The organism is Nocardia heshunensis (assembly GCF_054782115.1).
In genome coordinates this window covers 183,228-209,222 of the sequence record NZ_BAAGTC010000009.1, presented here as the reverse complement: position 1 = coordinate 209,222, position 25,995 = coordinate 183,228, and the positions used below count along the sequence as shown (strand labels likewise).

The following is a 25,995-nucleotide window of genomic DNA, read 5'->3' as shown; positions in this document are numbered from 1 at the left end:
GCTAGCTGCTGGAGGCGCTCGCGAAGGGGGTGGCGGCAGGGGCGCTTGGACGCCGATTCGGGTGCTGCCACAGACCCTTTCGCTCCAGGATGGGCAGCACGCCCTCGCCGAACCAGTACGCCTCCTCCAGGTGCGGGTAGCCCGACAGCACGAACTGGGAGATGCCTGCCTTCGAGTATTCGATGAGGCGTTCGGCGACTTCCTCGTGCGAGCCGACCAGCGCGGTGCCCGCGCCGCCGCGCACCAGGCCGACGCCCGCCCACAGATTGGGGGCGATCTCGAGCCGGTCGGTGCTGCCGTTGTGCAGCTCCGACATGCGCCGCTGGCCTTCGGATTCGCTCTTGCCGAGGGCGGCTTGGACCCGTTCGATATCCGCGGGGTCGATGCCGGACAGCAGCTTGTCGGCGACCGCCCACGCCTCTTCGGAGGTGTCGCGGGTGATGACGTGGATGCGCAGCCCGTAGTCGAGCTTGCGGCCGTGATCCACGGCCAGGCCGCGAATCCAGTCCAGCTTGCGGCTGACCGCGAGCACCGGCTCACCCCAGGTGAGGTATGTGTCGGCGTAGCGGGCGGCGACCGGTCCGGCCGGGGCCGAGGAGCCACCGAAGAAGATCGGCGGGATCGGGTCGGGCCGATTGCTCAGCAGCGCGTTCTCGACGTGAATGTGCTCGCCCTGGAACGTGGTCGGCTCGTGCGACTCCCACAGCGAGCGCACCACGTGCAGGAATTCGCCGGTGCGGGTGTAGCGGGACTCCTTGTCGGCGAAGTCGCCGTAGGCGGCTTGTTCGAGGGGTTCGCCGCCGGTCACCACATTGATCAGCAACCGTCCGGCGGAGTGCCGCTGAAAGGTGCCCGCCATCTGCGCGGCCAGGGTCGGGCTCATCAGACCGGGGCGCAGAGCGACCAGGAATTTCAGCGTCTCGGTGGTCTCCACCAGCATCGCAGTGGTCAACCACGCGTCCTCGCACCAGGACCCGGTGGGGGTGAGCACGGCCTCGAACCCGTTGGATTCGGCGGCCGCGCCGATCTGGTTGAGGTAGTGCAGCGAGGCGGGCCGGTCACCCGACATCGGCGTGCCGTGCCCGCCGACCACGAGGCCGCGGGAGTCGCCGGAGGTGGGCAGGAACCAGTGGAACGACAAGCTCATTCGGGGACTCCTAGGAGGTGAAGCGGTCGTTGTAGCGGGTGTCGATGAAGTCGGTGATCTTCACCTTCCCGGGGATCAGCTTGGCGTCGGAGAAAGCGTCGGCCACCTGCTGTTCGGCGGTGATGGTCGCGTCGTCGAGCGGATGATCCTGGTAGTTGGCGCGATTCCCCGCCAGCAGGGTGACGTCGTATGGCACACCCGTGATTTCGGCGGACTGCTTGGCCCACTCCTCACGATGGTTGGTGGTCCAGACGTGCGCACGCTGGATGCGAGTGAGCAGGTCGCGCACGGCGGCGGCGGACGCCTTGTTTTCCAGGGTCTTGGTGCCCACCACGTAGAAGCTGTCCGGCTTCAGATAGCCGGTGCCGTCCACCAGCACCCGATTGCCGGACAATTCGGCCTGGGCCACATAGGGATCCCACACCACCCAGGCGTCGACCCGGCCGGTGGACAGCGCGGCGAGCGCGTCGGCGGGCGCCAGATACTGCGGCTCGATATCACCCCAGCCGAGTCCGTTCTTGGTCAGCACCGACAGCAGGTGATAGTGCGCCGAGCTGCCCTTGGTGACCGCGATCTTCTTGCCGCGCAGGTCCTTCGGGTCCTTCAGCGGCGAATCCTTGGGCACCACGACGGCCTGCCCCTTGGCGCCCGAATCGTAGGCGGCCGCGATCTTGATCTGCGACTTGGCCGCCGCCGCGAACACCGGCGGGGCGTCGCCGACACCACCGAAGTCGACCGACCCGGCATTGATGGCCTCCAGCATGGGCGGCCCCGCGGCGAAGCTGGCCCAGTCCAGCTTGTAGGGCAGGTCCTTGGCCTCGCCGGACGCCTCGAGCAGGGCCTGCAGCGACTGCCCCTTCTGGTCGCCGAGGTGCAGGGTCACCTTCGACAGGTCGACCGAACCGTCCGCGTTCACGCCCTTGTTGTCGTCCCCGCTCGAGCCGCAGGCCGCGGTGACGAGGGCCGTGGCGACCGCGAGCGCGGCAAGGAGGCGTTTGCGTTTCATGCGGTGGTTCCTTCTTCGGAGGTGACGCCCAGCTCGGCGAGCAATGCGGTACGCAGGGCCAGGAATTCGGGGTGGTCGCGCCGACGCGGGCGCGGCAGATCGATGGGGATTTCGCGGGCGATGCGGCCCTCGGCCAGCACCAGCGCGCGGTCGGCGAGCAACAGCGCCTCGTCCACGTCGTGGGTGACCAGCAGGACGCCGGGACGGTGCTTGGCCCACAGGTCCAATACCAGGTTGTGAATCGTGATGCGGGTCAACGCATCCAGGGCGCTGAAGGGCTCGTCGAGCAGCAGCAGTTCGGGTTCGCGGACCAGGGCACGCGCCAGCGAAGCGCGTTGCGCCTCACCGCCGGAGAGGGTGAGCGGCCATGCCCCGCCACGTTCGGCCAGACCCACCTCGGCCAGCGCGGCTTCCGCTGCGGCCTTGGGGTTCTGACGTCGCAGGCCCAGAGTGACGTTGTCGCGCACCCGCTTCCACGGCACCAGGCGCGGTTCCTGGAACGCGACGGCGACCTCGCCGGAGACGGCCAGTTCGCCCTCGGTCTTGTCGTCGAGCCCGGCCAGCGCCCGCAGCAGCGTGGATTTGCCGGAGCCGCTGCGGCCGAGCAGGGCCACGAATTCGCCGGGCCGGATGTCGAGGTCCAGGCCGTGCAGCACCCGGCGCTCGCCGAAGTCCTTGACCAGCCCGCGAATTCGCACCACCGAGTCGGTGGGAACGTCCGGGGTGGAGTTCTTCTCGATCTCGGCCAGCGTCGCCGCGATCACCGAATCGGTCAGGGTGCCAGGAAGCCGCGTCGCCATGACAGCGCTCTCCTCTCGATCGAACGGACCAGTGCGTCGGTCAGCAGACCGAGCACGCTGTAGACGAGCAGGCCGACCACGATCACGTCGGTGCGCAGGAATTCGCGGGCGTCGTTGATCATGAAGCCCAGGCCCGCATCGGCATTCACCTGTTCGGCCACGATCAGCGCCAGCCACGCCACCCCCAGCGATTGCCGCAACCCGACCAGGGCCTGCGGCAACGCGCCCGGTAGCACGATGTGCCGGATCAACTGGAAGCGGTTCAACCGCTGCACCTGCGCCAGCTCGGCGAGTTTGCCGTCCACACTGCGGATTCCGGCAAAAGTATTGAGGTACAGCGGAACCGCCACACCGAAGGCGACCAGCACGATCTTGGGCAGCTCACCGATCCCGAACCACAGGATGAACAGCGGAATCAGCCCGTAGAACGGCAATGTCCGCAGCATCTGCAGGAGCGGATCGACGAGGTACTCCCCCACCCGGCTCAACCCGGCCACCAGCGCCAGCCCGACACCGACGACCGCGCCGATGACGAAGCCCACCGCCGCCCGCTGCAACGACACCGAGAGCGCCTTGGTCAGCGTCCCGTCCTTGATCAGGTCGATCGCGGTCTGCACCACGGTCACCGGCGAAGCCAGCAGCCGCTCCGGCAGCACTCCGGTGGAGCTGGCCAGCTGCCAGATCACCACCAGCACAATCGGCGCGACGAACCGCGCCAGCACGGATACGCTCGGCAGGCGCAACCGGGCCGCGGGGGGCCTGGCCTGCACGGCAATGGAGGACACGACAGCACCTCGGAGCACAGGGGACGGGGACGGTGGCGGACGAGGGCCTTCACCCGCCGATACCGACCATGCCGGTCCGAAAGGACCCGGTCACCGGTTGTAATCCACGTGATTCTGGGCTTGCCCGATCCCTCGACTGCCACAATGGATCCGCAGCGAGGAGCCGAGGACGGTAATGAACAGTCCGAATCACCCGCTCACCGTCGGATCGCGGTTCGGCCCCTATCGGCTCGACCGGCTGATCGGACGCGGGGGTATGGGGGAGGTCTATCAGGCCTACGACACGGTCAAGGACCGCACGGTGGCCATCAAGGTGCTGCCGGAACGGCTCGCCGGGGACACCGTGTACCGGCAGCGCTTCCAGCGGGAATCCCATGCGGCGGCACGCCTTCGGGAAGCACACGTCATCCCGATCCACGATTACGGCGAGATCGACGGCCGCCTCTACATCGATATGCGGCTGGTGGACGGCGACAGCCTGCGCTCCCTGCTGCACCGGCACGGGCCCGGTAACCCGTCCGATGCGGTGACCGTCGTCGAACAGGTCGCCGCCGCACTGGATGCCGCGCACCATGACGGGCTGCTGCACCGAGATGTGAAGCCGGACAACATCCTCGTCACCCACCAGGGCTTCGTGTACCTGGTGGATTTCGGCATCGCCCAGTCGGCCACCGACGAATCGCTCACCCAGGACGGCGGCGCGGTCGGCTCGTACCGCTACATGGCCCCCGAACGCTTCGCGGACGTCGAGATCGGCCCGCCCTCCGACGTCTACGCCCTCGCCTGCGTGCTCTTCGAATGTCTCACCGGCACCCGGCCGTTCGCCGGCGGCAACGACGCGCAGATCATGGCCGCGCACATGTTCGACCCGATTCCCCGGCCGAGCCTGGTCCGCCCGACCGTCCCGGCCGCCTTCGACGTCGTGATCGCGCGCGGCATGGCCAAGGAGCCCGCCCAGCGCTACGGCAGCGCGGGCGAACTCGCCGCCGCGGCACGGGCGGTCCTCGACGATCGCACCGGCGGCCGCACCCCCGACCCGAGCGCGCCGCGCCCCACCGGCGGCGGCTCCGCCCCACGAGCGGCCACGAATCCGGCTCTGGCCCAGACCGATACGACGGGAACGGTGACCAGTGCCGCCACCGGATCGGCCGCGACGAACGCGCCGGGAGACCCGAGCATCGCCGCCTTCCAGGCGAATACCGATGGCAGCCGGGCGGAAACCGGCGGGAACAGGACGGATAGCGGTGGCCGCGGGGCGGAAACCGGTGGCGGCGAGGCGAAACCGCCGGTCGCCCGGTCCCGCCGCCGGCTGCGCCGAGCGGGCGCGATGCTCGCCGCGATGGTGCTGGTCGCCGCGTCACTGACCTTCGCGGGCTGGGCCTACCTCCGGCATACGACAGCGGGCACCCCGGTCGGGGATGCCGCGACATTGCGCGGACCCGACATCGAACTGCTCTCGATCGTCGGCTGGGCCGGATACCACCGCGCCAATTGTGGGCACGGGAACCCCGACGCCTCCACCACGTCTTTCGTCGTTTGCGATCCCAATCCCGACGCCTCCGCTCCGGCCGCCCGGTTCTTCCGGTTCAAGACCGCGACCGCGATGCACGACCTCTACAACAGCAATTTCCTCGGCGCGCTCGGCGCGACCGCCTGCCCGTCGGATCCCGCGGGTAAAGACGGGCCGTCGGTGAAGGACGGGCTGGAGGTGGGCCGCAAGGCCTGCTTCATCGACCACAGCCTGGGTGTGCCCAGACCGGGCATGGTGCTGACCGACGAAGCCCGGCTGACGCTGGCCACCTACATCTGGGACGACGCGACCATGACCGCACTGCGCGACTACTTCGCGAAAGCAAACCTCGGACGGTTCCGTGCGCAGGAGAACGCGCGCGATCCGGACGATTTCACCGCGGCCGACTACTACCTGCTCGATCACCTCAACGACCCGTACGTCCGCCGCAACTGCCGCCACTCCGACCCGCCGGTCGGTCCGCTGACCGCGATCGTCGACTGCGACACCAAGATCGACGCCCCGAGCGTCTCCTTCGTGGCCGCGCCCAACAGCGATACGGCGAAGACGCTCTATCAGGCCGATCTGAATCAGTTCCCCGGCCACGGATGCGGCGGGTCCGGCACGGACGAGGTGTGGCGCAAACAGAACACACCCATCGGGCGGTACTTCTGCTTCACCGACAAGACCGCTGATCCGCCCCGTCCCGCGATGCTCGCGGTGTACGAGGATCTGCACCTGTTCGTGCTGCTGACCGGCTCCACACCCGACTACCCGGAGAACGCCCCCAAAGACGATGCAGCGCTGCGCGCCTGGTTCGAGAAGTATTTCACCAAGTAGATGGTGCCGGGTTCCCTCCGCAGCTGGGAACCCGGCACCGGGGTCGGCCGCCGGTGTGGGCGGCGGCCGACGTCTTTACAGACCGTCGCGAACGATATCCACCGCGCGGCTGAGAATGCCCAGGCCGTGGGTGATTTCGTCATCGGTGACGGTGAGCGGTGGCAGCAGCTTCACGACTTCGTCGTAGGAGCCGGAGGTTTCGACGAGCAGCCCGTGCTCGAAGGCGACGCGGCACACCTTGGTGGCCTGTGAGGCGTCGGCGAAGACCAGGCCCTGCACCAGGCCGCGCCCGCGGGTGCTGATGCCGGTGCCGGATTCGGCCAGGGTGCTCAGGTGCCGGGCGATGCGCTCGCCCTTGGCCAGGGTCGAGGTCTCGAGTCGGTGGTCGGACCAGTAGTGGCGCAGCGCGACCTCGGCGGTCACGAAGGCCGCGTTGTTGCCGCGGAAGGTGCCGTTGTGCTCACCCGGGGCCCACTGGTCCAGTTCCCGGCGCATGAGCACCAGCGCCATCGGAAGTCCGTAGCCGCTGATGGATTTCGACAGCGTGACGATGTCGGGGGTGATGCCCGCGATCTCGAAGGAGAAGAACGGGCCGGTGCGCCCGCAACCCATCTGGACGTCGTCGACGATGAGCAGGATGCCGCGGTCGGAGCACAGCTCGGCGAGGTGGCGCAGCCACTGCGCGCGGGCCACATTGACCCCACCCTCGCCCTGCACGGTCTCCACGATCACGGCGGCGGGTTTGTCCAGGCCCGAGGAGCTGTCGTCCAGCGCCCGGCGCATCCACGAAAGGTCTTCGGCCTCATCGAGGTAGCCGTCGTAGGGCATCGGGGTGGTGTGCACCAGCGGGACGCCCGCGCCGGCGCGCTTGGCGGCATTGCCGGTGACCGAGAGCGCGCCCAGCGTCATGCCGTGGAAGGCGTTGGTGAAGTTCAGGATGCTGGTGCGGCCGGTCACCTTGCGGGCCAGCTTGAGCGCGGCCTCGACGGCGTTGGCTCCGGTCGGGCCGGGGAACTGCACCTTGTAGTCGAGTCCGCGCGGGGTCAGCACCAGTTCGCGAATCGTCTCCAGCAGACGGCGTTTGGCGACGGTGGACATGTCCAGGCCGTGGGTGATGCCGTCGCCGACGATGTAGTCGATGAGCGCCTGCTTGAGCACCGGGTTGTTGTGCCCGTAGTTCAGCGTGCCCGCACCGGCGAAGAAGTCGAGGTAGTCCTTGCCGTTCTCGTCGGTCAGCCAGGCGCCGCGGGCGGTGTCGAAGACGGTGGGCCAGGAACGGCAGTAGCCACGCACGTTGGACTCGAGCGCTTCGAAAACGGTCGATTCGGCGATGGTCATCAGCATGGTCCTAGCGTCGCAACAAAGTGAAACGCTGATGTTTCTACCAGTCCCCAGAGTGAAACATGACCATTTTCGACAAATCTCGCCAGACCTCGCAGCGTTTTGGCCGAACCCGGCCCCCGACACCGCCTTTGCCCGTAGCGTCAACCACTTGTGCGCAGCGACGTGGGGGTCTACTGGCAGCTGGTCAAGGCAGGGTTTCGCAGGCAATCGCACTACCGGCTCGCCATGCTGGCCGGTCTGTTCACCAACCTGATCTTCGGCTTCGTCCGGGCCGCGGTGCTCGGCGCGGCCGTGCACGCCAACAACGGCTTCGGCGGCTACGACCGCGGCACCATCGGGGCATACATCTGGCTCTCGCAGGGCCTGCTGGGGGCCATCGCCTTCTGGATCGTGCCCGACATCGTCGAGCGCATCCACACCGGCGACGTGGTCATCGACTTCCTGCGCCCCATCGACATCCAATTCGCGCACCTGGCCGAATATCTGGGACGGGCCGCCTGCACCCTGCTGGCCCGCGCGCTACCCAGCATCCTGGTCGGCGTGGTCACCTTCGGCCTCGCCTTCCCGACCACCGCGGGCCCCTACGTGCTGGGCAGCTTCAGCCTGCTGCTGGCCATGACCCTGTCGTTCCTGTCCATGTTCGCGGTCAGCCTGGCCGGGTTCTGGCTCATCGAGACCCGCGGGCTGCGCGCGCTGCACATGATCCTGGGCACCTTCCTGGCCGGGCTGTTCGCGCCCCTGCACCTGTTCCCGGACTGGTTGCGCGCCATCGCCTACGCCACGCCCTTCCCGTCCATGCTGCAGTGGCCCATCGATGTGCTCTCCGGCCGAACCACCGGGTTCGCCGCACTGGAACTCGTTGTCGTGCAATGCTTCTGGTTGGTGATACTGGTAGGGGCGGGCCAGCTGCTGCTCCGCGCCGGACGCCGCAAGCTGGAGGTGCAGGGTGGTTGAGACACTCCCCTCCCGGCTCACGCCCTACCGCGCCGTGCTCGGTTCGCGGCTGCGCGCCCAACGCGCCTATCCGCTGTCCTTCGCCACGGATCTGCTGAGCGCCTTCCTGATCGGGCTGGTGGAATTCGGCGAAATGTGGGTCATCTTCCACAATGTGCCGCGCCTGGGCGGACTCGATCTCGACGGTATGCTGCTGCTGTTCGGGCTCAGCAATACCTGTTTCGCCATCGCCGACATGGTCATGGGACACGCCGACACGCTGCCCACCTATATCCGCATGGGCCGGTTGGACGCCTTCTACCTACGGCCGCAACCATTACTGCTGCAACTGATGACCAGCGACCTGCAACTGCGTCGGGTGGCGCGCATCGCGGTCGCGACCACCGTGTTGTCATTGGGGTTGGCGCGCAACGGTATTGCCTGGACTCCCGCGCACGTCGTGCTGTTCGCGCTCACCCTGCTGTCCGGAATCATCATCTTCGCGGGACTTTTCGTGTGCGCGGCCGGAGTACAGTTCTTCCTGATCGACGGCGCGGAGCTGACCAATTCGTTCACCTACGGCGGGTCGTACGCCTCCATGCAGCCGACCTCGGTGTTTCCCACACCGATGAAACTCGTTTTCGGATTTCTGGTTCCGGTCGCGTTCACCTCGTATCTGCCCACCATCGCCCTGCTCGGCCTGCCCGGCCCGGCCCTGCTGCCGAACTGGCTGGCCTGGGCCGCGCCGATCGCGGCGCTGTGGGTGTGGAGCGCGGCACTGTTCCTGTGGCGACTGGGAACCCGGCACTATCAAGGAGGCGGCGGGTGAGTGGTGCGATCATCGATATCGAGGACCTGACACGAACTTTCGTGATCGGCCGCAAGGAGGGGCGCTGGCGGCGGCGCCGGGAACTGATCACCGCCGTGGACTCGATGAGCTTCCGCATCGAACCCGGCGCGGCGGTCGGCTACATCGGCGCCAACGGGGCGGGCAAGTCCACCACCATCAAGATGATCACCGGCATCCTGGTGCCCACCGCCGGACGGTTGCGCACCTGCGGGCTGGACCCGGTCCGGCAGCGGCGCGAACTGGCCGGGCGCATCGGCGTGGTGTTCGGGCAGCGCTCGCAGCTGTGGTGGGATCTGCCACTGCGCGAATCGTTCTCGATCCTCGCGGCCATCCACCGGCTGCCCGCGCACACCGAGCGCACCCGCACCGACGAGCTCGTCGGACGGCTGGAGATGGACGGCACCCTCGACACCCCGGTGCGGCAGCTCTCGCTGGGACAGCGCATGCGCGCCGAGGTCGCCGCGGCACTGCTGCACGGACCCGAGCTGATCATTCTCGACGAGCCCACCATCGGCCTGGATGTGTTGTCCAAGCAGCGATTACGCGAATTCCTGCGCTACGAGCGCACCCAGCGCGGCACCACCCTGCTGCTCACCACCCACGACATGGGCGATATCGAGCGGCTGTGCGAACGGGTGCTGGTGGTCGATCACGGGCGGCTGGTCTACGACGGCTCGCTGGCCGGGCTCGGCGCGACCGTCGGCGCCCAGCGGGTGCTGACCGTCGATCTCGCCGAGCCCACACCGGACCTCACGGATCTGCCCGGGGCCAAATTGCTCGACAGCGCGGGCGCGGGCATGCGGCAGCGGCTGGCGTTCGACACCGAGATCACCACTGCCGCACAGTTGCTCACGGCCGTCTCGGCCCGCGCGGAGGTCCGCGACCTGTCCATCGAGGAACCCGATATCGAGGACGTGGTGCGCCGGCTCTACGAGGCGGCGGCGTCGGGCTCCCTCGCACCCTGATCGAGGCGGAACGGCGGATAGGCGTCGGTCATCAGGGAGGCGTAGACGCGCACCCGGATCCCCCAGCGGTTGATGCCCATGGCGAAGTCGTAGAGGCCCGGCAGGTAGGCGCCGGTGAACAGCAGCCCGACGGCGGCGATGATGATCAGAATCGGCAACAGCGACATCATATTCCGACCGCCGCCCATGAATGCCGCGACAATCAGATACTGCGGAATCGCCAGCAGCCACCATTTGATCAAGACCATCCAGCGATTGAGCGTTTCGGGATAGTCGACTTCCAGATCAGCGGGATAGTTCGGATCGGCCGCGAGGCTGAACGGCGGGTAGCGGTCGGTTCCCAGTTGTGAGAGCGCATAGAAGCGAACACGCCAACTCCAGCGCAGCACACCGACATTGAAGTCGAACAGTGCTCTCGGATACACGCCCGTGAACAGGATGGCGAAGAACGCGATGATCGAAACGACAAGATAGGCGATGCTGAGGAAAAGCAACACCACATAATGTGGAATAGCAAGTATCCACTTGACTATCCACATCCAGCGCGACAACCCCGGGTCGAGATCGCCGCGTACACGCACCGGATAAGCAGGACTGGGCTGCATGACCGTCACTCCTCTCGAGCGCCGGCGGCCGGCTTGCTCGCGACCGCCGCCCGAACAACGGTGAGGCGTTGTTCACCCCATTGTTTCCCCGCCGACTCGGAGATCACATCTGCTTCTCACACATTGTGACCAGATTTGTAATAGCGCGCCCGACAGCGAGTTCCGCACGCCACACAGACCCGTTTTCACATTGCGGCACCCGCTCCCGTGTGCGACGTTGCTGACCATTCTCCAAGTGCGCGGCCCGGGTCGGCACAACAGCTGAGTTACGGGAGACGGAGTGAAAGTGCGTCCGGCACAGGTATTGCCCTCGGGTGATGGCAAGCTCACGCCACCGCTGGAACTGATTCGGCCACGCACCATCCGGGCCCGGCTACGCCGCATTCTGATCGTGTCGGTGGCCCTGGTGCTGGCGCTGCTGACGGTCATCGTGGCCCGCGAGGTGAGTGGGTTCCGCGAGACCGGCGACACCACCCGCGCGGTCCATCTGGCGCTGGCCGTGCAGGATCTCGTGCACGAGGTGCAGCGCGAGCGCGGCCTCACCAACGGTCTGCTCGGCGGTGACACGGCCTCGCGCCCGGCCCTGAGCAATCAGCGCCTGGCCACCGACAGCGTGCTGCAGGAACTGAATTCGACGCTGGCCGACAGCCCGCCGGGCGCGGATTTGGTGCGCACGGCGCTCGGGCAGTTCTCCGGGGTGACCGCCAATCGCGCCGACGTGGACGCGGGCCGCGCCGACCGGTCGGCCTCGTTCGGCTTCTACACCAATGCGATCGCGGCCCTGAACCAGACCCGGCCCGGCCTCGACAACGCGCCCGACGGCCAGCTGTGGCGCGGGCTGGAGACGCTCTACGCGCTCGGCGACGTCAAGGAGTACACCGGGCAGGAACGCGGATTCCTCAACGGCGTCTTCGCCGCCGGTGGGTTCGGGCCCGGCGAGTACGTGAAGTTCCTCGATATCCGCGCCGCCAAACAGGCCGCGGTGACCGCCTTCGACCGCGATGCCACCCCCGCCCAGCGCACCCTGCTCACCGACGCCATGCGTACCGACGAGTCGGTGCGCGCGGGCGATGCGGAGAACATCGCCCTCGGCTCCGAGCGCGGGCCGCTCACCGAACCGGTGAACGCCGGGGACTGGTGGCGCGACATGAGCTCGATCATCGACGGCCAGCGCAAGGTGCAGCGCAGCGTCGGCAGCGAGATCACCTCGCGCGCCAACGACCTGCGCCGCGACGCCGCGCTGCGCCTGACGCTGTTCGTGCTGGCCGCGGCGCTCGCCATCGCCGCCGAGGTGGCGCTGGTGGTGGCCAGCGTGCGGGCCATCGTGCGACCGCTGGCCGAGCTCGCGCACGAGGCCGATCTGGTGGCCGGTGAGCGCCTGCCCCAACTCATCTCGGCCTGGCAGGACTCCGAATCCGCCGAACCGGCCCCGCCGGAACCGGTGCGCGCCGACGAAAGCGCCGGAGCGGAAATCGTTTCCGTGGCCAACGCGCTGGACCGGGTGCAGACCACCGCCTACGAACTCGCCTCCGCCCAGGCCCGGCTGCGCCGCAACACCACCGAGTCGATGGCCAACCTGGCGCGGCGCAATCAGAACCTGGTGCGCCGCCAACTCGGCCTGATCAGCGATTTCGAGCGCGAGGAGCTCGATCCCAGCGCGCTGGGCAACCTGTTCGAGCTCGACCACCTCGCCACCCGCATGCGCCGCAATGCCGAGAGCCTGCTGGTGCTGGTCGGCGAGTCCAGTCCGCGTCGCTGGTCCAAACCCATTCCGCTGACCGACGTCATCCGCGCCGGACTCTCCGAGGTCGACGACTACCGCCGCGTGGTGCTGCGGCGGGTGGACGAGATCGCCATCGCGGGCGCGCACGTCAGCGAGGTCGCGCACATGCTGGCCGAGCTGATCGAGAACGGGCTGTCGTTCTCCCCGCCCGACCTCGAGGTCGAGATCTACGGGCGTCGCCTCGGCGGGCGGTACATGCTCGCCGTCGTCGACCACGGCGTCGGCATGCCGCCCGATCAACTCGCCACCGCCAATGCGCGGCTGCGGGGCGAGGCCGACTTCCTGGTCGCGCCGACGCGCTTCCTGGGCCACTACGTGGTCGGCCGGTTGGCGCGGCGGCTCGGCATCGAGGTCGAACTCACCGTCTCGCCCACCAGCGGCGTGGTGGCGCGCATGCTGCTGCCCGCCGAGCTGCTCGGCGATCCGGCCAGCGAGCGGCCCGCACCGCCCGAGGATGCCAAACACGCCGTGGGAGCGCAGCTTCCGACGGTCGCGGACGCCATGCCGGAGCCCACGCGCGGGCGGCACAGTTCCGCGCCCGCGGGCGGTGGTGGAGACCGGCCCGTCCCGGCGGCACCGGCCGCCACCGACCCGCTGTTCGACACCGCCGCGGTATTCGGCAGCGGCGCAGCGTCGTTCAGCGCCGCCACCGAGATCGACGAGGCGGTGCCCGCCACTCCGGTACCCGCCGTGCGGGAACGGCCGATCGGTGTCCCAGCCGAACCGCCGCATGCCACCGCGGCCGAACGTCTCCTCGGCGGCCCCGCCACCGGATCGTTCGCGATCCCGCAGATCGCGGCACCGCAGCCCGTCGCGCCGCGCAACGGTGCGGCGGTCGCCACCGCTGCGCCACAGCGCATTTCGGCCCCGGTGAACGGGAGCGCGGTACGCCCGGTTGCGGCGGGCTCACCGAGCGCCGAGGCGGAGGTTTCGGGAGCTGTCCCCGGGGTGCAACGTACGCGAAACGGTCTCGTCAAGCGCACCAGGAAGACTCACGACAATTCGGAGCCCACAGCGGGCAAGGCGCCAACGGCCGAGCGAGCCGGACCGACAGCAGAGCGACCCACACCAGGGAGTGCGGAGCGCTCACCCGACCAGGTGCGCAGCATGCTCGCCGGATTCCGGGCCGGGCATCAACGCGGGCAGGGCGGCGAACCGCCCGTGCCCGGATCGACAGCATAGGAGGGACCCCGGGTGACAACCCACTACACCGACACCGATCCGCACACCTTCAACTGGCTGCTGGCCGACTTCGTGCGCACCACCGACGGTGTGCGCGATGCCGTGGCGGTGTCCTCCGACGGGCTGCTCATGGCCATGTCCGCGGGCCTGGACCGGTCGGCGGCCGACCGGCTCGCCGCCATCGTCTCCGGGCTCACCAGCCTGGGCCGAAGCGCTTCGCGCAGTTACGATTTCGACGGCCTGCGCCTGATCATGATCGAGATGGGCCGGGGCTTCCTGCTGGTGTCCTCGATGGCCAACGGCAGCTGCATCGGCGTGATCGCCGATATGGCCGCCGATATCGGCCTGGTCGGCTATCAGATGGCGGTGCTCGCCGACCGGGCCGGCGCGCTGCTGACGCCCGCCCTGATCTCCGAGTTGCGGGAATCGCTGAGCCGATGAACGATTCGCACCGGCTTCCGGACGAGCGCATGATCGCGCTCACCCGCCCCACCGGGTGGTCCGGCGCCGCAGCGTCCGACACGGATTCCTTGCGGGAGAAGGGATCCGCCGAGGCGGAGGAGCAGGTGGTGCGACCGTTCATGATGACTTCCGGCCGCACCACCCCCGTGGTCGACGGGCTGCGCATCGAGACCCTCGTACGGGCAACTCCCGCAGCACTTTCCGCCCCGTTGCGCTTCGAGCTCGAACGGGTGGTACGACTATGCCAGCGCCCGCACTCCATCGCCGAAATCGGTGCCGCCCTACGGGTTCCGATCGGAGTGGCGCGAGTGCTGGTCAGCGACCTGGTGTCCGCGGGACACGTGTCGGTGGGCGGCACCGACGAACTCTCCACCGCTGCTCTGGAAAGGATCCGGGACCTTGTACGGAACCTCTGACAATCCCCCGCTGGCGTCCTCGGTGAAGATCGTGACCAGCGGCGGCTTCGGCGTCGGGAAGACCACCTTCATCGGGGCCATCTCGGAGATCGAACCGCTGGCCACCGAGGCCGCCATGACCGAAGTGTCGATGGGCGTGGACGATCCGGGCCTGGCCACCGGCAAGACCACCACCACGGTGGCCCTGGACTTCGGCCGCATCACCCTCGACGCCAGCCTGGTGCTGTACCTGTTCGGCACGCCCGGCCAGGAACGGTTCGAATTCCTCTGGGACGACCTGCTCGACGGCGCGCTGGGCGGTGTCATCCTGGTCGACACCGGTCGCGTCGAGGACTGCTACCCGGTGCTGGACTTCTTCGAACAGCGCCGCACCCCGTTCGTGGTGGCCGTCAACCGATTCGAGACCGGATCGCGCTTCGACCTCGACGAGGTGCGCGAGGCGCTGGATCTGGCGCCCACCGTGCATCTGATGGATTGCGATGCCCGCGATCGGGAATCGGTGAAATCGGTGCTGGTGGCGCTGCTCGAGCAGATTCTGCGCGCGCGGCGCACACCCGCTCTCGCCGGTTGACCAAAAATCGCCCCGGATGCTGATGCATCCGGGGCGATTGCCCGAAAACCCTTCGCTTAACGCGAATTAGCGGCCGAAAGAACCGGTCCAGAGGGTGTTGAGGAGGCCGCCCAGGGCGGCACTACCGGTGTTCAGAACGCCGTTCAGCGCAGCGGAACCAGTGTCGATGATAACCGGGATCATGTTTCAACCTCTCTCTAGTGACGCCGTCGCTCGGGATTTCCGCTCGACGACTGGGCCCACACTGCCGACCGTTTCTTAGGCGAACCTTTTCCATTGCTAAGAGGTTGCTGAGACGGGGTGTGTGGCCTGTCACACGAGAGAGAACTGTCCAGTTTCTACTGTGGCGGCGTCGTGCCCGCCGAGTAGAGACTCACCTCGCCGTCCTCCCCGAGAAACGCGTTGACCAGCATCGTTCCGCTGGAACGCAATTCGTCGGGATCGGGAGCGGTGGTGGTGATGGCGATCTGCGGGAGCGCACCCCAGTTCACGACGAATCGGTCGGGCGGTCCGTTGTCGTCGGAGAGATGCGCGAGACGGAACACCGACACCGTCCGGCGAACAATCAGATTCCGGACGACTTCGGCAATTCGCTCGGGGTCTTCCAGCGCGAACATGAAACCGAATCGCAGCTCCGGCGAAGACGCATAGGCGGGCACGAATACCGAGGCTAACGGACCGAGGCGCGTCGCGCCCCCGGCGCGCCGCATAGATAGCTATTCATAAGCCTTGGTAACCGATCTCCCGCGCCGCAGGGCTCGCCACGGTCGAGGCCCGCCCTCGAACCCATCTCACCCGCCGCCCACGCAGGTGTCGATCGGCCTTCAACCGCAGCGCCCATGTGACCGTCTTGTAATGCTGTATAACAATTTTCAGGCAGCTTCGACGATCACGCGCCCGATGGTTGCGCCCCTCCGACTATCGCGCTTTCCTGAATATGTCCCGCATTATCGGACAGTCTTCTCACCGCATCGTCGCGGATTTCCCGGTTACTTCACCGTGTCGCTGGTGGTGGGCTGTTGCGTTCCGGGTGCGGGGCTGCGCCGGAGCCGAGGGGAGCCCCTCCCCGAAACCCCCTCGGCCCTGGCGCATCCAAGCATGCGACGGCGAGGGTGGGATTTTTCATGGCAACCGACTACACCGGAGCGGGATTCGGGGCCGAACTCCCATCGCCATCAACGCTGTTGCGCGCCTTCCGGGAACCCATCGGCTCCGATCGCTCCGATCGCGACATCCTCGAATCAGCCCACGAACTGGTGCGATGCCATGAGAATCGACATCGCGCCCTGGAAGCGGCGCATGCCGCCGACGCCACCCCCGACGATGTCGCCGACTGGACCCACCGCATCGACAAGATCGACATCCAGCGCGACGACCTGGTGGCCCGCATCGACGACTGGGTAGCGGCCAATATCCCGCACCGCGCCGGAGCCTCGCTGCATACCGAGACGCTCGGCGCGGTGATCGACCGGATGGCCGCGAAATGGGTTGTCGCACAACGGGCCCTGGGCAACAATGGCCAGGACCCGCTGCGCGCTCCGAGAACAGCCGACGGACGCACACGGCGTCGCGCGGTCGCGCACCGCATCAGCGAGGACCGGCCCCGCCACGGGGTGGACACGGAAGCCCACCTGCAGTGGTACCGGCTCGCCGAGCTCGCCGACGGCTATCGGGATCTGATCACGGAAGTCGCCCAGCATCGCAGGCGACTCCCGACGTGGTAGGAAAGCCTCGTCATCCCGGCGTGCTCTTGGCCGGGATCCACACTCAGGGCGTTGGATTCCGGCCAAAAGCATGCCGGAATGACGGGTGGCGCGCCGCTAGCGCGGGTCGATGACTTCGGCGTCGATGACGTCGGCTCGCTCGCTCACGACCGGCTTGGGTGCCGAATTGTCCTGGGCGGGTGCGGGTTCCGGGGTCTCGTCGACATCGTCGTCGAGGTCGTCGGCCAGGCCCTCGGCCTCGGCGCGCTGGGCGCGGGCGTCCTGCTCGGCGGCCGCGGCGGCCTCTCGCATCTCGATGGCGTCGGTGATCCAGTCACCGATTTCGCGCGTCACCTCGGCGACGGTGCCGGTGATGATCGAGGCGATATTGCCGACGTGCCGGGCACCGGACGACGTCAATTCCTGGATCAGATCCTTGTTGCTCTCGAATTTCGAAATCATTCACACGCCCACTTCTGTCTGCGATACCGTGCTCGCCCCCTGGCGCATCACGATAACACCGGGATGTGTCGACTTCTTGACCAGGAACGGCGGCAATGCCAGCTTGAACAGCTTGCCCCAGACCGAGCCGATCTGCGCGGAGAAGCGTCCGGTGTTGTAGGGCAGGCCGTGCTTCTCGCACAGCGCGGCCACCTCGGGCGCGATCTCCGGGTAGCGGTTGGCCGGCAGGTCCGGGAACAGGTGGTGCTCGATCTGGTGCGACAGGTTGCCCGACATGATGTGGAACAGCTTGGAGCCGGTGATATTGGCCGAGCCCAGCATCTGCCGGACGTACCACTCGCCCTGCGTCTCCTCGGCGCATTCCTCCTGGGTGAACGTCTGTACGCCGGAGGGGAAGTGCCCGCAGAAGATGATCGAGAAGGTCCACAGGTTGCGCACGATATTGGCGGTGAAGTTGGCCGTCAGCGTGGACAGGAACAGCGGTCCGGTCAGCGCCGGGAACACCACGTAGTCCTTGAGCACCTGGCGACCGGCCTTGCGCATCTGCCCCTTGACCAGCGTCTTGATCTCCGACCAGGACTTCTTGCCGCGCACGATGTTCTCGACCTCGAGGTCGTGGCCCATCACGCCCCACTCGAAGGCCAGCATCAGGAAGAACGCGTAGAGCGGGTTGCCCAGCCGCAGCACGTTCCAGCTCTGCGCCTCGTCGATGCGCAGGATGCCGTAACCGATGTCGCGGTCCATGTCGAGGATGTTGGTGTAGGTGTGGTGCATGTAGTTGTGCGAGTGCCGCCACTGGTCGCCCGGGCAGACCGTATCCCATTCGAACACTTGGGAATTCAGGGTCGGCTCGCGCATCCAGTCCCACTGGCCGTGCATGACGTTGTGGCCGATCTCCATATTGTCGAGAATCTTGGAGATGCTCAGCGCGGCCACCCCGGCCAGCCAGAACGGGGGCAGGAAGCCGAGGTAGAGCAGACCGCGCCCGGCGATCTCGAAGCCGCGCTGGGCGCGGATGACGTTGTAGATGTACTCGCGGTCGGCGTCGCCCAGGTCCTCGGTGATGCGGGCACGCAGGGCGTCGAGCTCGCGGCCGATCTCCTCGACCTGTTCGACGGACAGGACGAGCGGGCCTTCGGTGGTTTCGGTGAGAATGGCCATTGGAATCCCCTTTTTCAGATCTATCTCAAAGAGCGATGTCGACGTCCCCGACGGGGGCGTTGATGCAGAGCTGGATGGGCTGATCCGGGTCGCCGTCGAGCTCCCCGGTGCGCAGATTGCGGGTGCAGCCGCTGCGCTTGACGGCCGTGCAGGTGAAGCAGATGCCCATGCGGCAGCCGTACTGCGGCGTCAGACCCGCGGATTCGGCCTGCTCGAGCAGGGAGGCGCCGGAGTTCTCGGCGACCACGCCGCTGTCGGAGAAGGTCAGCTTGCCCTCGGCGTCGTCGGGGTTCACCACGGCCGTGGCCAGGGTGAATTCCTCGCTGTGCAGCCGATCACCGAGCTGCTCGGCCTCGTAGACGGTGCGGACGGCGGCCATCAGTCCGGGCGGACCGCACAGGTAGGTCTGGGCGATCGGGAACCAGGGCGCGAGCGATTCCAGCTCGTCGTAGCCGAAATTGGCGTGGCGCTGGGTCTCCGGGTAGCGGAATTCGACGCGGACATTGTTGTGCTGCATGGCGATCGCCTCGAGCTCCTGGCGATGCGGCACGAATTCCGGAGAACGGTTGTAATGCAGGAACAGGATGCGGCCCTTGTAGCCCTCGTTGGCCAGGGTGCGCAGCATGGACAGCACGGGGGTGATGCCGCTGCCGCCGCTGATCAGCACGATCTGCTCGGGGCGCGGGGTGGGCAGGTGGAAGACGCCCGCAGCGGGCTCGAGATCGATCACCATGCCGGGAATCGCGTTCTCGTGCAGGTGGTTCGAGACCAGCCCCTGCGGGTGCGCCTTGATGGTGAGCTCGATGTGCCGGTCACGGCGGCCGTCGGCATTGACGGGCGAATAGCAGCGATTGTGGCGAACGCCGTCGATCACCACGCCGATCTGGATGTACTGCCCCGCGATATGCCCGGTCCACTGCCGGCCCGGCTTCAGCGTCAGGGTGACCGACCCGACCGCACTGCGCCGCACATGGGTGATCTCCGCGCGCATCGAGCGGCGGGCCAGCGTGGGACGGACCAACTCCAGGTAGCGGTCCAGCGGGTGCGGGGTGGTCATGGTCTTCTGCACGAGGTCGAGTAGTCCGACCATGCGAGCCTCCTGGATTTCGGTGCACATCTGTACACTGAGTTAGTGTGCCCGGTGAAGCCACTCCAGTTCAACCGGCAGTTCGTGTGACCCACACGACATCTCGCGAATGGAACGAATGTGAACGCATGTATGCTCATCGACGTGAGCGAGCAGGCAGCAACCCGAGGCGAACGCAAGGAGCGCACCCGCGCCGCACTGCTCGACGGGACCCTCGCCCTGGCCGCCGATCGCGGCTTCGCCGCCCTCTCGTTACGGGAGATCGCCCGCTCGGCGGGCATCGTGCCGACCGCGTTCTATCGGCATTTCACCTCGCTCGACGAGCTCGGCACCACTCTCGTCGAGGCGGGCGTGCGTCAATTGCGCTTGGCGCTCCGGGAAATGCGCCGCACCCCGAATTCGACGCTGGCGCAGACCGTGCGCTTCGTGTTCGAGCAGGTGGACGGCAATCGTGACCTGTGGGGATTCCTCATTCGCGAACGCCACGGCGGCTCGGCGGCGCTGCGCGGGGCCATCTCGGTCGAAATGCAGCTCATCGAGCGGGAATTGGTGGTCGACCTGTCGCGGGTGCGGGCACTGGACTCGTGGTCACCCGATGATCTGGAGTTGGCCGCCGACCTCATCGTGTCCACGGTCGCCGATCGGATCGCCGACTATCTGATGGCGGAATCCCGGGAGAGCGCGCGCACGATCGAGCGCGCGGTGCTGCAGGTCCGGCTCGTCGCGCTCGGCATGGGGTCCTGGCGGCCCTGAATCACCGGATTCAGCGGCCGCGCAGGTCGTCTCCGCGAACCGGCAGCAGCAGCATCAAACCGACGATCAGCACCAGCAGCAGGCCGACGATGCCCGCACGCTCGGCGTCGAAGGCCCAGACGAAGAAGCCGAAAAGAGTTGGGGCGAGGAACGATACGGCCCGGCCGGTGGTGGCGTAGAGGCCGAACAGCTGGCCCTCGCGTCCCGGTGGTGCCAGCCGGGCCAGGAACGAGCGCGCCGAAGCCTGTGCGGGACCGACGAATACGGTCAGCGCCAGGCCGAAGATCCAGAACATGAGCGGACCCGAGACCACCAGCAGGAACGCCCCGCACACGATCATGCCGACCAGCGCGGTGACGATCACCGACTTCGGGCCGGTGCGGTCGTCGAACCGGCCGCCCAGCAAGGCGCCCAGCGCCGCAACCACATTCGCGGCGATACCGAACAGCAGCACGTCCGAGTCGGCGATGCCGTACACCCGCACGGCCAGGATCGCGCCGAAGGTGAATACGCCCGCCAGGCCGTCCCGGAAGATCGCGCTGGCCACCAGGAAACCCACGGTCCGCCGGTCGACCTGCCACAGCTCCCGGACATCCCGCCACAGCACCCGATACGAGCCGAGAAACGCCCGCGCGGGCACCGCCGCGCCCGGATCGGCCTCGGTGCGAGGGACTTCGGGGACGTAGCGGAACAGCGGCAGGGCGAACACCGCGAACCACACCGCCGCCAGCACCGCCACCACGCGGATGTTCAACCCGTCCGCGATCGGCACCCCGAGCAGACCGCGGTGATCCCCCTTGCCCGCGATGAACCCGACATAGCAGATCAGCAGCAGCAGAATCCCGCCGAAATAGCCCATCGACCAACCGAATCCGGAGATCCGCCCGACGGTCGCGGGCGTGGAGACCTGCCGCAGCATCGCGAAATACGGCACATGCGAGAGCTCGAACGCCGCCGACCCCACCGCCAGCAACACCAGCCCCACCCACAGATAGTGGTAGTCCTCCCGCACGAAGAACATGGCCGCCATCATCACCACGGTGAACGCGGTCAAAACCCCCAGCGCCCGTTTACGTTTCGCCGTCGCATCGAACCACTGCCCCGCCACCGGCGCGGTCACCGCCACCACCAGCCCCGCCGCCCCCAACGCCCACCCCAACCACGAACTCGGCGAAATCCCGCCCGGCAACCCCTTCCCCACGTGATCGGTCAGATACACCGAAAACACGAACGTCAGAATCACCGCATTGAACGACGCCGCCGCCCAATCCCATAACCCCCACGCCCCCACCACCCGCCGCCCGGTGGCCTGCCCAACCGTCGCCTGTCCCACGCCTTCAGCCCCCGAGCCCTCGCCCATGCTGCGCAGACTACTGACCCGAACCCCCCAACGCCGGATACTCGGCCAGCCCCGTCATCCCGGCATGCCCGACCCCGTCATCCCGAGGTGGTTCTTCGCCCGATCCGGCGGGTTCAGGCCGGGACTCGGCCGGGGAGTTGCTCTGCGGGGTCGGCGGGCCAGGTGAGCGGGCGGCCGTGGACGGTTTCGACGTGCTCGGACCAGGGGCGGCGGCGTTCGTCGTGGGTCATGGCGAGCAGGGTGTGGAGTTTGGCCCAGGCCGCCTGATCGGACGGGGTCCAGACCTGCATCCAGGCCCCGGCGATCGACGGCAGGGACATGCTGGTCAGGTACATCTCGAGCTCGCCGATGGCGAGGTTGCGGATGAACCGGGTGCGGCCCAGCGGGAGTGCGACGTCGTTGCGGGCCCACAGTTCCGCGAAATGTGGGCTGTCGCGGACCATCTCGTCGATGAAGGCCACCCATTCGGGGTCGCCGAGGTTGCGGGCGTAGGCGGCACGCAGGTAGCCGACCATGCGCGCCAGGTGGTCGGGTTCCGAGTTGGCCGGGTAGGGCGTGCAGCATTCGTCGGCGAGGAAGACCTTGCGCAGCACATTCCTCGAACCGGTCAGGAACATGGGATACATGGCGAGGTAGGCGGCGTTGTAGGCGATCACATCGTATTTCGCGCTGAACAGGCAGGAGGGCAGCGGATACAGATGGTCGAGGATGATCTGCACCTCCTCCGGCACCAGATCCTGCACGAACGGGTTGGGCGCGGTCGGCACGTCCGCCAGCCGGTAGAGGTGCGCGTGCTCGGCCCCGTCCAGGCTCAGTGCCCGCGCGATCGCATCCAGAACCTGGACACTGCAATTGATGTCGCGCCCCTGCTCGAGCCAGGTGTACCAGGTGATGCCGACCCCCGCGAGCTGCGCAACCTCCTCCCGCCGCAGCCCCGGCGTACGGCGACGCGTCCCCACCGGCAGTCCGACATCCCCCGGCGCGATCCGCGCCCGCCGCGACTTCAGAAACGTCGACAACTCCTCCCGCCGCACCTTGCGCACCGACCTCGAATTGCCGTTGCGCGCGGCCGCTTCGGTGACCGTCTCGGTGAGACCGCCATTTCCCGCTCCTGACACCATCACTCCATGGTGACGGCATTCGCCACCGGTATCCAGGTGGTGCCGGTACCCGTATAAGCAGGCTCCTGTTACCGGTTGCGGCCGCGCCGCACGCTCATCTCATGACACAGAGTTCGACCCAAGCTCCACCCGTGGCGGTCTCCGCCCCGGTGACCGGCCGGCGACCGTTCGCCGTGCTGGCGGTGATTCTGCTCGGCCAGTTCATGGCCGTGCTGGACGCCTCCATCGTCAATGTCGCCATTCCCTCGATTCGAATCTCACTGCACGCCACGGGTTCCGGGCTGCAACTCATCGTCTCCGGCTATGTCATCGCGTACGCGGTGTTGCTGGTGACCGGCGCGCGGCTGGGTGACCGGTTCGGGCAGCGCACCATGTTCGTGGCCGGGCTGGCGGTGTTCACCGTCGCCTCGCTGGCCTGCGGGCTGGCCGGAAATGCGGGCTCGCTCATCGTCTTCCGGTTCCTGCAAGGTGTTGGCTCAGCCGCGATGGTGCCGCAGGTGATGACCCTCATCCAGCGTACGTTCACGGGAACTACACGGGCCCGGGCGCTTTCGGCGTACGCGGCCGTCATCTCCGGCGGCATGGTGGTCGGCCAGATCGCGGGCGGTGTGATCGTGAGCAGCGATATCGCCGGAACCGGCTGGCGCGGTGTGTTTCTCGTGAATGTGCCGATCGGCCTGGCGCTGCTGGCGGTCGCGCCGCGCGTGCTGCCCGCGGCCACCGTCCGCACGGATCGCAAGCTGGATCTTCCCGGCCTGGCCGTGCTCACCGCGTCCGTGCTCGCGCTGGTGGTGCCGCTGGTGCTGGGCCACGAACAGGATTGGCCACTGTGGACCCGAATCACGCTGGGCGCGTCCGTGATCGGCTTCGCGGGCTTCGCGCTGGTGGAACGCTGGGTGCATCACCGCGGCGGTGAACCACTGTTCGCCGACCGCGTACTGCGCGCACCCGGCCTGATCACCACCGCCATCGCCCTGTTCCTGGTGATGTGCACGTTCGGCGGCTGGATCTTCGTGCTCACCATCCACCTGCAGTCCACCCTGGGCTACAGCGCGCTGCACGCCGGACTGCTGTTCCTGCCCAATGGCGTGACCTTCGGCCTGGTGAGCCTGAATTGGACCCGCATCCCGGCCCGCTTCCACCGCGCCATGATCCCGGTCGGCCTGCTGGTCGCGGCCGTCACCACGATCATCATGGGCCTGCTGATGCGCACCGGCCACGGCCTCGGCATCCTCGACCTGACCGTCTTCGCCATCATGGGCGTCGGCTACGGCCTGGCCTTCAGCCCGCTGATGGCCCGCGCCACCGGCAAGATCCCGCTCGCCCTGGCCGCCGACGCCAGCGGCATCCTCGTCACCTGCGTCCAACTGGGCGTGGTGATCGGCATCGCGTCCTTCGGCTCGGTCTTCCTCACCCTCGCCGCTTCCACCGCCCTGTCCGCGGCCCACGCGGTCGGCGTCACCGCAATCGCCGAGGGCATCACCCTCCTCGTCGCCGCGGCCTTCGCCCTCCGTGCCGCCCGCTGAGCCAGCCCTCGGTGTCGGGCCGGTGTGACCGGCGACATACGGAACCGATGTCACGGTCGATGACGGGCGCGGTGTCAACGAGTACGTCCGCAAGATCGAGAGCGAAGGGGTGGCGTGATGAAGGCGTTGATCGTGTGTGTTTCGGTGTCACATGGCAATACGCGGCGGGTTGCCGAGGCCATGGGCGAGGTGCTCGGGGCCACCGTGGTGGAACCGGAGCAGGTTGTGGTGAGTCAGCTCGGCGACTACGACCTGGTGGGATTCGGGTCGGGAATCTTCAACCAGAGGTTCCACCCGCGGCTGCGCGGGTTCGTGCGTTCGCTGCCGAAACAGCAGCGCGGCAAGGCATTCGTCTACGCCACGAGCGGGTTCCCGCCGCAGCTGTGGCCACTCACCCGCCTGGCCCGGGGCCGTGGTTTCGAGGTGGTCGACACCTTCTCGGTGCGTGCCTTCGATACCTGGGCTCCGCTGCAATTGGTCGGCGGCATCAACAAGGGCAAGCCCGATGCCGCGGATCTGGAAGCGGCGCGGGTGTTCGCCGCGGGACTGCGCGCCCGGGTGACCGTCGGGTCCTGAAAGACCCGGGCGCGCAGCGGAACTCAGCTGACGGTGAAGGCGTAGGTGGGAACGGCGCTCGCACCCTTGGTGGCGTCGTAGCTCACCACGTAGTTGCCGGTACCCGGGGACGGGACGACGAACGTGGCGACCAGGTCGGCCTTGTCGATGGTCTGGTTGCGGTCGAGCAGCTCGTCGATGAAGCCGCGCGCGTCGGCGACCAGGGACTGGCCGTCGGGGGTCTTGATGCTGAAGTACTCGGTGAAGATGTTCGCGCCGCCGCCGCCGATGTCGGCACCGCCCACCAGCTTGATGTGCAGCGACAGTTCCATCTTGTTGCGCTCACCCTTGGTATAGCTGGGGGTGAGGGTGCCGCCGGTGATCATGACGGTGGTCGGATCCTGCACCAGCGTGCCGCTGACGTTCAGGGTCTTGGGCTGGACGCTGTCGACCTTGGCGTCGGTCTTCAGCGGAATGATCGTCTGATTCTCGGCGGCCGTGCCGTAGACGATATCGATGGTGTCGAGCAGGTGATCGGCGCTGTCGAACTTCTTCACCGAGGTGGTGAGATCACCTGCGGCCGAACCCTTTCCGGGGACGGTCGGGGTGTCGTAGGACGCGCCCTGATCGATGGCGCCGTTGATCTGCAGGCCCGCGGCGGCGCTCAGCGTCTTGTCCTTGGTGGTGTCGTTCTTGTAGGTGATATCGACCCGGATGCTCGCGCCGCCCGAGCCGTCCGGTGTGACAGTGGCCTTGTCGACGGTGATCTCGAAGCCCTCGTACCAGCCGGTCTTGCCGATAGTCCGTACGGTCGCTTGCGAATTCGAGCCGCCCTTGTCGGCCGAGCCCGGCGCTGCCCCGCCGCCGGTGGTCGCGCCGCCGGCCAGCGGGACCGCGCTCACCGAGGTCACGGGCGAGCCCTGGGTGTCCTTGTCATTGCATGCGGTCAACAACATCGCTGATGTCGCGACCAGTACCGCCGCTCCCACCGTGGTCAATTTCGAACGAGTGAATTTCGTACGCATGGCTGCCTCCCCGGTTGCCAAAACAGTGTGCTCCGCCCCAACC

Annotated in this window: 25 protein-coding genes; 12 read left to right on the top strand and 13 right to left on the bottom strand. The window is 67.6% G+C overall.

Annotation, left to right across the window (positions count from 1 at the left end):
* Position 1 precedes the first annotated feature (1 nt).
* Genes ACYVN4_RS28895 through ACYVN4_RS28880 form a run of 4 tightly spaced genes read right to left on the bottom strand, consistent with a single transcriptional unit; the run spans position 2 to position 3,738 of the window.
* Positions 2–1,147: an LLM class flavin-dependent oxidoreductase gene (locus tag ACYVN4_RS28895; protein ID WP_460725165.1), complete on the bottom strand. Its 1,146-nt coding sequence runs from the start codon at positions 1,145–1,147 to the stop codon at positions 2–4.
* Positions 1,148–1,157: 10 nt separating this feature from the next.
* Positions 1,158–2,153, bottom strand: coding sequence for an ABC transporter substrate-binding protein (locus ACYVN4_RS28890; protein WP_460725164.1), 996 nt, complete (start codon positions 2,151–2,153; stop codon positions 1,158–1,160).
* The gene (locus tag ACYVN4_RS28885; protein ID WP_460725163.1) at positions 2,150–2,953 is read right to left on the bottom strand and encodes an ABC transporter ATP-binding protein; all 804 of its coding nucleotides are present in this window, start codon (positions 2,951–2,953) and stop codon (positions 2,150–2,152) included. Before ACYVN4_RS28885 ends, ACYVN4_RS28890 begins: the two co-directional genes overlap by 4 nt.
* Positions 2,926–3,738: an ABC transporter permease gene (locus ACYVN4_RS28880; protein WP_460725162.1), complete on the bottom strand. Its 813-nt coding sequence runs from the start codon at positions 3,736–3,738 to the stop codon at positions 2,926–2,928. The genes ACYVN4_RS28885 and ACYVN4_RS28880 overlap by 28 nt, the downstream gene beginning before the upstream one ends.
* A 175-nt stretch (positions 3,739–3,913) precedes the next feature.
* Between ACYVN4_RS28880 and ACYVN4_RS28875 the strand changes: the two genes are divergently transcribed.
* Positions 3,914–6,088 (top strand): serine/threonine-protein kinase, encoded by a 2,175-nt coding sequence (locus tag ACYVN4_RS28875; protein ID WP_460725161.1) that lies wholly within the window; start codon positions 3,914–3,916, stop codon positions 6,086–6,088.
* 75 nt (positions 6,089–6,163) lie between these two features.
* Here ACYVN4_RS28875 and ectB read toward each other — a convergent pair whose 3' ends face one another.
* Positions 6,164–7,426 (bottom strand): diaminobutyrate--2-oxoglutarate transaminase, encoded by a 1,263-nt coding sequence (gene ectB / locus ACYVN4_RS28870; protein WP_460726716.1) that lies wholly within the window; start codon positions 7,424–7,426, stop codon positions 6,164–6,166.
* A 156-nt stretch (positions 7,427–7,582) separates the two neighbouring features.
* Here ectB and ACYVN4_RS28865 point away from each other — a divergent pair, with 156 nt between their 5' ends.
* The 3 genes from ACYVN4_RS28865 to ACYVN4_RS28855 are packed head-to-tail and all read left to right on the top strand — an operon-like array spanning position 7,583 to position 10,180.
* Positions 7,583–8,386 carry an ABC transporter permease gene (locus ACYVN4_RS28865; RefSeq protein ID WP_460725160.1) on the top strand — a complete coding sequence of 268 codons (804 nt, stop codon included), beginning with the start codon at positions 7,583–7,585 and terminating at the stop codon, positions 8,384–8,386.
* On the top strand, positions 8,379–9,194 hold the full coding sequence (locus ACYVN4_RS28860) for an ABC transporter permease (protein WP_460725159.1): 816 nt from the start codon (positions 8,379–8,381) through the stop codon (positions 9,192–9,194). The genes ACYVN4_RS28865 and ACYVN4_RS28860 overlap by 8 nt, the downstream gene beginning before the upstream one ends.
* Positions 9,191–10,180, top strand: a complete 990-nt coding sequence (locus tag ACYVN4_RS28855) for an ABC transporter ATP-binding protein (protein ID WP_460725158.1) — start codon at positions 9,191–9,193, stop codon at positions 10,178–10,180. The genes ACYVN4_RS28860 and ACYVN4_RS28855 overlap by 4 nt, the downstream gene beginning before the upstream one ends.
* On the opposite strand, the gene ACYVN4_RS28850 is transcribed toward ACYVN4_RS28855, so the two are convergent.
* The gene (locus ACYVN4_RS28850) at positions 10,144–10,785 is read right to left on the bottom strand and encodes a DUF4389 domain-containing protein (protein WP_460725157.1); all 642 of its coding nucleotides are present in this window, start codon (positions 10,783–10,785) and stop codon (positions 10,144–10,146) included. The genes ACYVN4_RS28855 and ACYVN4_RS28850 overlap by 37 nt on opposite strands.
* Positions 10,786–11,071: 286 nt before the next feature.
* On the opposite strand from ACYVN4_RS28850, the gene ACYVN4_RS28845 reads away from it, so the two are divergent.
* The 4 genes from ACYVN4_RS28845 to ACYVN4_RS28830 are packed head-to-tail and all read left to right on the top strand — an operon-like array spanning position 11,072 to position 15,199.
* Entirely contained in the window at positions 11,072–13,750 is a 2,679-nt protein-coding gene (locus ACYVN4_RS28845) for a sensor histidine kinase (protein WP_460725156.1), read from the top strand.
* A gap of 12 nt (positions 13,751–13,762) precedes the next feature.
* On the top strand, positions 13,763–14,191 hold the full coding sequence (locus ACYVN4_RS28840; RefSeq protein WP_379357444.1) for a roadblock/LC7 domain-containing protein: 429 nt from the start codon (positions 13,763–13,765) through the stop codon (positions 14,189–14,191).
* Positions 14,188–14,628, top strand: a complete 441-nt coding sequence (locus ACYVN4_RS28835) for a DUF742 domain-containing protein (protein ID WP_460725155.1) — start codon at positions 14,188–14,190, stop codon at positions 14,626–14,628. The genes ACYVN4_RS28840 and ACYVN4_RS28835 overlap by 4 nt, the downstream gene beginning before the upstream one ends.
* A 10-nt stretch (positions 14,629–14,638) precedes the next feature.
* Positions 14,639–15,199, top strand: a complete 561-nt coding sequence (locus ACYVN4_RS28830; protein WP_460726714.1) for a GTP-binding protein — start codon at positions 14,639–14,641, stop codon at positions 15,197–15,199.
* Between the two features lie 338 nt (positions 15,200–15,537).
* Here the strand turns inward: ACYVN4_RS28830 and ACYVN4_RS28825 are convergent, their stop codons facing one another.
* Complete coding sequence (locus ACYVN4_RS28825) at positions 15,538–15,858, bottom strand: hypothetical protein (protein ID WP_460725154.1); 321 nt, start codon at positions 15,856–15,858, stop codon at positions 15,538–15,540.
* A 465-nt stretch (positions 15,859–16,323) separates the two neighbouring features.
* On the opposite strand from ACYVN4_RS28825, the gene ACYVN4_RS28820 reads away from it, so the two are divergent.
* Positions 16,324–16,923: a DUF4254 domain-containing protein gene (locus ACYVN4_RS28820; RefSeq protein WP_460725153.1), complete on the top strand. Its 600-nt coding sequence runs from the start codon at positions 16,324–16,326 to the stop codon at positions 16,921–16,923.
* A gap of 96 nt (positions 16,924–17,019) precedes the next feature.
* On the opposite strand, the gene ACYVN4_RS28815 is transcribed toward ACYVN4_RS28820, so the two are convergent.
* Genes ACYVN4_RS28815 through ACYVN4_RS28805 form a run of 3 tightly spaced genes read right to left on the bottom strand, consistent with a single transcriptional unit; the run spans position 17,020 to position 19,615 of the window.
* Positions 17,020–17,364, bottom strand: coding sequence for a hypothetical protein (locus tag ACYVN4_RS28815; protein WP_460725152.1), 345 nt, complete (start codon positions 17,362–17,364; stop codon positions 17,020–17,022).
* The gene (locus tag ACYVN4_RS28810; protein WP_460725151.1) at positions 17,365–18,525 is read right to left on the bottom strand and encodes a fatty acid desaturase family protein; all 1,161 of its coding nucleotides are present in this window, start codon (positions 18,523–18,525) and stop codon (positions 17,365–17,367) included.
* Between the two features lie 25 nt (positions 18,526–18,550).
* Complete coding sequence (locus tag ACYVN4_RS28805) at positions 18,551–19,615, bottom strand: ferredoxin reductase (protein WP_460725150.1); 1,065 nt, start codon at positions 19,613–19,615, stop codon at positions 18,551–18,553.
* A gap of 129 nt (positions 19,616–19,744) precedes the next feature.
* Here ACYVN4_RS28805 and ACYVN4_RS28800 point away from each other — a divergent pair, with 129 nt between their 5' ends.
* Positions 19,745–20,365, top strand: a complete 621-nt coding sequence (locus ACYVN4_RS28800; RefSeq protein ID WP_460726712.1) for a TetR family transcriptional regulator — start codon at positions 19,745–19,747, stop codon at positions 20,363–20,365.
* Between the two features lie 10 nt (positions 20,366–20,375).
* Here the strand turns inward: ACYVN4_RS28800 and ACYVN4_RS28795 are convergent, their stop codons facing one another.
* The gene (locus ACYVN4_RS28795) at positions 20,376–21,725 is read right to left on the bottom strand and encodes an MFS transporter (protein WP_460725149.1); all 1,350 of its coding nucleotides are present in this window, start codon (positions 21,723–21,725) and stop codon (positions 20,376–20,378) included.
* Positions 21,726–21,838: 113 nt separating this feature from the next.
* Positions 21,839–22,846, bottom strand: a complete 1,008-nt coding sequence (locus tag ACYVN4_RS28790; protein WP_460725148.1) for a helix-turn-helix transcriptional regulator — start codon at positions 22,844–22,846, stop codon at positions 21,839–21,841.
* 101 nt (positions 22,847–22,947) lie between these two features.
* Between ACYVN4_RS28790 and ACYVN4_RS28785 the strand changes: the two genes are divergently transcribed.
* Both ACYVN4_RS28785 and ACYVN4_RS28780 read left to right on the top strand, forming a co-directional pair.
* A complete protein-coding gene (locus ACYVN4_RS28785; RefSeq protein WP_460725147.1) occupies positions 22,948–24,372 on the top strand; it encodes an MFS transporter in 1,425 nt (474 codons plus the stop codon).
* Between the two features lie 117 nt (positions 24,373–24,489).
* A complete protein-coding gene (locus ACYVN4_RS28780) occupies positions 24,490–24,948 on the top strand; it encodes a flavodoxin family protein (protein WP_460725146.1) in 459 nt (152 codons plus the stop codon).
* A gap of 23 nt (positions 24,949–24,971) precedes the next feature.
* On the opposite strand, the gene ACYVN4_RS28775 is transcribed toward ACYVN4_RS28780, so the two are convergent.
* Positions 24,972–25,952: a hypothetical protein gene (locus tag ACYVN4_RS28775; protein ID WP_460725145.1), complete on the bottom strand. Its 981-nt coding sequence runs from the start codon at positions 25,950–25,952 to the stop codon at positions 24,972–24,974.
* Between the last annotated feature and the right edge of the window lie 43 nt (positions 25,953–25,995).

Coding starts and splice junctions, on each gene's coding strand:
- ACYVN4_RS28820 (WP_460725153.1), top strand. CDS start 16,324: ATGGCAACCGACTACACCGGAGCGGGATTCGGGGCCGAACTCCCATCG.
- ACYVN4_RS28875 (WP_460725161.1), top strand. CDS start 3,914: ATGAACAGTCCGAATCACCCGCTCACCGTCGGATCGCGGTTCGGCCCC.
- ACYVN4_RS28835 (WP_460725155.1), top strand. CDS start 14,188: ATGAACGATTCGCACCGGCTTCCGGACGAGCGCATGATCGCGCTCACC.
- ACYVN4_RS28780 (WP_460725146.1), top strand. CDS start 24,490: ATGAAGGCGTTGATCGTGTGTGTTTCGGTGTCACATGGCAATACGCGG.
- ACYVN4_RS28790 (WP_460725148.1), bottom strand. CDS start 22,846: ATGGTGTCAGGAGCGGGAAATGGCGGTCTCACCGAGACGGTCACCGAA.
- ACYVN4_RS28815 (WP_460725152.1), bottom strand. CDS start 17,364: ATGATTTCGAAATTCGAGAGCAACAAGGATCTGATCCAGGAATTGACG.
- ectB (WP_460726716.1), bottom strand. CDS start 7,426: ATGACCATCGCCGAATCGACCGTTTTCGAAGCGCTCGAGTCCAACGTG.
- ACYVN4_RS28810 (WP_460725151.1), bottom strand. CDS start 18,525: ATGGCCATTCTCACCGAAACCACCGAAGGCCCGCTCGTCCTGTCCGTC.
- ACYVN4_RS28885 (WP_460725163.1), bottom strand. CDS start 2,953: ATGGCGACGCGGCTTCCTGGCACCCTGACCGATTCGGTGATCGCGGCG.
- ACYVN4_RS28795 (WP_460725149.1), bottom strand. CDS start 21,725: ATGGGCGAGGGCTCGGGGGCTGAAGGCGTGGGACAGGCGACGGTTGGG.
- ACYVN4_RS28800 (WP_460726712.1), top strand. CDS start 19,745: ATGCTCATCGACGTGAGCGAGCAGGCAGCAACCCGAGGCGAACGCAAG.
- ACYVN4_RS28850 (WP_460725157.1), bottom strand. CDS start 10,785: ATGCAGCCCAGTCCTGCTTATCCGGTGCGTGTACGCGGCGATCTCGAC.
- ACYVN4_RS28890 (WP_460725164.1), bottom strand. CDS start 2,153: ATGAAACGCAAACGCCTCCTTGCCGCGCTCGCGGTCGCCACGGCCCTC.
- ACYVN4_RS28895 (WP_460725165.1), bottom strand. CDS start 1,147: ATGAGCTTGTCGTTCCACTGGTTCCTGCCCACCTCCGGCGACTCCCGC.
- ACYVN4_RS28805 (WP_460725150.1), bottom strand. CDS start 19,615: ATGGTCGGACTACTCGACCTCGTGCAGAAGACCATGACCACCCCGCAC.
- ACYVN4_RS28785 (WP_460725147.1), top strand. CDS start 22,948: ATGACACAGAGTTCGACCCAAGCTCCACCCGTGGCGGTCTCCGCCCCG.
- ACYVN4_RS28775 (WP_460725145.1), bottom strand. CDS start 25,952: ATGCGTACGAAATTCACTCGTTCGAAATTGACCACGGTGGGAGCGGCG.